At 64.4% G+C, this 4,892-nt stretch carries 4 protein-coding genes and 1 pseudogene; 3 read left to right on the top strand and 2 right to left on the bottom strand.

Annotation, left to right across the window (positions count from 1 at the left end):
* A pseudogene (locus RMN84_RS12335) lies at positions 1–646 on the bottom strand (NAD(P)/FAD-dependent oxidoreductase); the annotation flags it as partial.
* A gap of 178 nt (positions 647–824) precedes the next feature.
* On the opposite strand from RMN84_RS12335, the gene RMN84_RS08465 reads away from it, so the two are divergent.
* The 3 genes from RMN84_RS08465 (at position 825) to RMN84_RS08475 (ending at position 4,099) form a co-directional block, all read left to right on the top strand.
* A complete protein-coding gene (locus tag RMN84_RS08465; RefSeq protein ID WP_309611739.1) occupies positions 825–2,138 on the top strand; it encodes an aspartate aminotransferase family protein in 1,314 nt (437 codons plus the stop codon).
* Positions 2,139–2,426: 288 nt separating this feature from the next.
* Positions 2,427–2,921 (top strand): acyl-CoA dehydrogenase family protein, encoded by a 495-nt coding sequence (locus RMN84_RS08470; RefSeq protein WP_309611740.1) that lies wholly within the window; start codon positions 2,427–2,429, stop codon positions 2,919–2,921.
* A gap of 26 nt (positions 2,922–2,947) precedes the next feature.
* Entirely contained in the window at positions 2,948–4,099 is a 1,152-nt protein-coding gene (locus RMN84_RS08475) for an acetyl-CoA C-acetyltransferase (protein WP_309611741.1), read from the top strand.
* Positions 4,100–4,217: 118 nt separating this feature from the next.
* Here the strand turns inward: RMN84_RS08475 and RMN84_RS08480 are convergent.
* Positions 4,218–4,892, bottom strand: a 675-nt coding sequence (locus tag RMN84_RS08480) for an acyl-CoA dehydrogenase (RefSeq protein ID WP_309611742.1), incomplete at its 5' end; no start/stop codon positions are given.

Here is a 4,892-nt window from a genome sequence, read left to right on the forward strand (position 1 = left end):
GTCACCAGCCATTCGCCGTTCGCCTTCCGGCTGATCGCTGTCACGGCCGTATTGCGATAAATCTCGGCCCCGCGCTTGCGCGCCCCCTTGGCCAGCGCCTGGCTGAGGTCGGCCGGCTGGATATAACCGTCGGCCCGATGCCGGATCGCACCGAGAATACCCTCGGTGCTGCACAGCGGCCAGGCCTCGGCGAGCTGCTCCGGGGTCAGGAAATCGACGTCCACGCCGATCGTCTTCGCGATCCCGGCGTAATAATGATATTCGTCCATCCGGTCACGCGTGCGGGCAAGGCGGATGTTTGATACGTTCGAAAAGCCGACGTTGAGCTCGGTTCGGCCTCGAGCGTCGGATAGAAGCCAACCGAATATTTATGAAGCTGGCCGACTGCATAGCTCAGGTTGAACAGCGGCAGCAGGCCCGCGGCATGCCAGGTCGACCCTGACGTCAGCTCCTTGCGCTCGACCAGGACGACGTCCGACCAGCCCATCCGGGCGAGGTGGTAGAGCGTGCTGATGCCGACCACACCGCCACCAATGACGACGACCCGCGCCGATGACTTCATGGTCCGCCCCTCTGCTGCTTGGCCACCGCGGACACGCCCCAGGGCAGCGCCAGTTACTATCGCAACCATCGCTTCGCTACCCATAGAAAAATTGCATGCGGTCGTCCACAAAGCGAAGGTGTCAGCCGTTGGGCAATATTAGCGTGATGATCAGCCAAAGCCAGTCGTGAAGGAGCGGGCGCGGTCACGCCCGGCCCTCAATAAACGGCTTGTCGGCAGCCCGGCGATGGCCGATCTTCCCCCAACTAACCCGGAGTATAGCATGGCCACGAACAGTCCATCCCTCGATGCCCTGTGGATGCCGTTCACAGCCAATCGCCAGTTCAAAGCGGCGCCGCGCATGCTCGTCGAGGCGCACGGCATGTTCTATCGATCGGACGATGATCGCCAGATCCTTGACGGCACTGCCGGGCTGTGGTGCGTCAACGCCGGTCATGGCCGTCCCGAGATTGCCGACGCGGTGGGCGCGCAGCTGCACACGATGGACTATGCCCCGCCATTCCAGATCGGCCACCCGCTTGCCTTCGAGTTTGCCAATCGCCTCGCCGAGATCGCGCCCGCCGGGCTCGACCGCATATTTTTCACCGGGTCGGGATCGGAATCGGTCGATACCGCGCTCAAGATCGCGCTCGCCTATCAGCGCGCGATCGGCCAGGGCACGCGGACCCGCTTCATCGGCCGCGAGCGCGGCTATCATGGTGTCGGCTTCGGCGGCATTTCCATCGGCGGGATCGTCAACAACCGCCGCGTCTTCACCAGCCTGCCCGGGGTCGACCATCTTCGCCATACGCACGACCTCGCGCGCAACGCCTACAGTCCCGAATTGCCCGAGCATGGCGCCGAACTCGCCGACGACCTCGAGCGACTGGTCCAGCTGCATGGCGCCGAAACCATCGCCGCAGTGATCGTCGAGCCCGTCGCCGGATCGACCGGGGTGCTACTGCCGCCCAAGAACTACCTCGGCCGGCTGCGCGACATCGCCACCCGCCATGGCATCCTGCTCATTTTCGACGAGGTCATTACTGGTTTCGGCCGCCTCGGCGCCCCATTCGCGGCGGATTTTTTCGGAGTCACGCCCGACCTCATCACCGCCGCCAAGGGATTGACCAACGGGGCCGTTCCGATGGGCGTGGTGCTGTGCGGACGGCACGTCCACGATGCGATCGTCGCCGGTCCCGAGCCGCTGATCGAGCTGTTCCACGGCTATACTTACTCGGGCCACCCGGTCGCCTGTGCGGCGGGCATCGCGACGCTCGACGTCTACCGCCGCGAAGGCCTGTTGACCCGTGCCGCGACCCTGTCCGGCACTTGGCGCGAGGCACTCCATTCGCTCAACGGCGAACCGCACGTCATCGATGTCCGAACGATCGGGCTGGTCGCGGGCGTCGAACTCAGCGCCCGCGCCGGTGCGCCGGGGAGCCGGGGCTACGACGTCTTCACACGCTGCTTCTCCAAGGGCCTGCTGATCCGCGTGACCGGCGACATCGTCGCTTTGTCCCCGCCGCTGATCATTACCGAAGACGAAATCGGGCGCATAATCGAGTCGATCCGGGGCGTTCTCAACGAAGTCGATTAATACGTCGTTCTAGGAATATGACGCTCGTGCCTCGTTAAGTGCGTTAGCCCGACGTATTGCAAGATCAGCCGGCTCGAATGCCGCAGCCAGGTCGCCGAGCCTTGTCCATGCTCGGCGCAGTCGCGCGACGATCGCGGCGGCTATTATGCCCGGCAGAATCGGCGCATGCGCTATTTCCACGACAAACTCGACCGCTAACGTCGATCGGATTTCGCCCCACGCCGAATAGCGCTCGATTTCATGCGCCGACCCGTTACGACGGATCTTAACTGCCCTAAGGGACTTCCGATGCTCGACACGCGCGCCGTATATCACGAGGAACAGAATCAGTATCGCGACCTTGTCCGCCAGGTCCTAGCGAAGGAAATGCTGCCATTCCTCGGCGAGCAGGAGCATGACGGGATCGTCGGCAAGGGCATCTGCCGCAAGTTCGGCGCGGCGGGGATGCTGTGCCCGACAGTGCCAGAGGAATATGACGGCCCGGGGCTCGATTTCCGCTACAATGCGGTGGTCAACGAAGAGGTGTCCTACGCCGGTTCTTCGGCCGGTTTCACCCTCCAAAGTGACATCGTCGCCGAATATCTCGTCGCCTATGGTTCGGAGGAGCAGAAGCTGACCGATGTTCCGCGGATGGCGTCGGGCGACCTCGTCACCGCGATTTACGGCGGCGCCGGCTATATGAACGAATATATGATCGCCCGGCCGTGGCGCGATTCGCGGATCACGCGGATCTTCGGCGGTACGTCGAAGATCATGAAGAAAGTCATCGCGCGCTCGATTTGACGCGCGTCAACGTCACGGAGATTATCATGGCCGAAGCCTATATCGTCGAAGCCCGCCGCACCGCCGGCGGACGCCGCAACGGCAAACTCGCCGGCTGGCATCCCAGCGACCTCGCCGGAGCGGTCCTGACCGACCTCGTCACCCGCACCGGTATCGACCCGGCGGCGGTCGAGGACGTGATTATGGGCTGCGTTAGCCAGGCGGGCGAACAATCGGGGCATATCGGCCGCAACGCCGTGCTGTCCTCGATCCTGCCCCACAGCGTCCCGGCGGTGTCGATCGACCGCCAGTGCGGAAGCTCGCAGCAAGCGATCCAGTTCGCCGCCCAGGCAGTCATGTCGGGCACGCAGGACGTGGTGATCGCCGCCGGCGTCGAAAGCATGACTCGCGTGCCGATGTTTTCGCCGACGCTCGGCGTCAATCCCTATAGCAAGAAGGTCCAGGACCGGTACGGCGTCGAGAGCTTCAGCCAGTTCGTTGGGGCGGCGATGATCGCCGAAAAATATGGCTATGACCGTGCGACGCTCGATGCCTATGCGCTAAAGAGCCACCAGCGCGCGGTTGCGGCAACCGAGACCGGCGCCTTCGACCAAGAGATCGTGCCGATCGAAATCGACACGCCTGATGGCAAGGCATGGCATGTCGTCGACGAGGGGATCCGCTTCGACGCGACGCTCGAGTCGATCGGTTCGGTTCGCCTGCTCCTGGATGGCGGCGTCATCAGCGCCGCCAACGCCAGCCAGATTTGCGACGGGGCCAGCGCCGTCATGATCGTTTCGGAAGCTGCACTGAAAGAGCATGGCCTCACCCCACTGGCGCGAATCCACAATCTGACGGTTACCGCAGGCGACCCGGTGGTCATGCTCGAGGAGCCGCTGTTCGCGACCGCCAAGGCGCTGTCACGGGTCGGGATGCACATTGGCGAGATCGACCTGTACGAAGTCAACGAGGCGTTTGCGCCGGTGCCGCTGGCATGGCTCAGTCATACGGGTGCCGATCCCGACCGGCTCAACGTCAACGGCGGCGCGATCGCCCTCGGTCACCCGCTCGGCGCATCGGGAACCAAGCTGATGGCGACGCTGATCCATTCGCTGCGCAAGCGCGGCAAGCGCTATGGGTTGCAGACGATGTGCGAGGGCGGCGGAATCGCCAACGTCACGATCGTCGAGGCCTTATAGCGGCGGTAAACAGCAGCGGCGCTTTCGCGGAATGCCCTCACGCGCTCGCGCAAATCAGCGGTGAGGGCGGCGGCGTCCCGCAGGTCGCGTTCGTCGACGCTCGCCTTCCTCGCCATGGTCAGGCAGCGCGGCCGAGCGCAGCAAAGCGGGCGAGATGATGATCCTCGTCGCCGAGCTGGTGGTTGATCATCACGAGCCGTTTGGCAAAATGGGTCATCGCCAGCTCCCACGTCATGCCGATTCCGCCGTGCAGCTGGATCGCTTCCTCGGCGACGAGAATGCCGGTCGCACCGATGGTATATTTACTGCCCGACAGCGTCCGTTCGCGCCCTTCGAGCGGCCCGTCCATCGCTGCGGCGGCGTTGATTACGGCCGATCGCGCCTGCTCGATCTCGATCAAGAGCGACGCCATCCGGTGCTGAAGCGCCTGATTGCGGCCGATCGGTTCGCCGAACTGGACCCGGGTGCGCAGATAATCGAGAGTCATGTCACGCACGACGTCCATCGCCCCCAGCGCCTCGGCGCACAGCGCGACCAGCCCGGCGGCGTTCGCCTCTGCGATCAGCGCCGCCCCCTTGCCCTCTCTGCCAACCAGTGCGTTCGCCGGTAGCCGAATCCGGTCGAACGAGAGCTTCGCCGCGCGTCCACCATCGACACAGGGGTAGCCCCGGACGGAGAGACCTTCGGCACCGGCAGGCACGAGGAACAGCGAAATCCCATCCGCCTCATCGACCGCTCCCGATGTCCGCACCGACACGAGCAGGGCCGACGCCCCCTCAGCGTCGCGGATGAC

Source organism: Sphingomonas sp. (genome assembly GCF_031380695.1).
Taxonomy (GTDB): Bacteria; Pseudomonadota; Alphaproteobacteria; order Sphingomonadales; family Sphingomonadaceae; genus Sphingomicrobium.

Excerpts from the sequence above, each read along its gene's own strand:
- RMN84_RS08465 (WP_309611739.1), top strand. The coding sequence starts at position 825 with ATGGCCACGAACAGTCCATCCCTCGATGCCCTGTGGATGCCGTTCACA.
- RMN84_RS08470 (WP_309611740.1), top strand. The coding sequence starts at position 2,427 with ATGCTCGACACGCGCGCCGTATATCACGAGGAACAGAATCAGTATCGC.
- RMN84_RS08475 (WP_309611741.1), top strand. The coding sequence starts at position 2,948 with ATGGCCGAAGCCTATATCGTCGAAGCCCGCCGCACCGCCGGCGGACGC.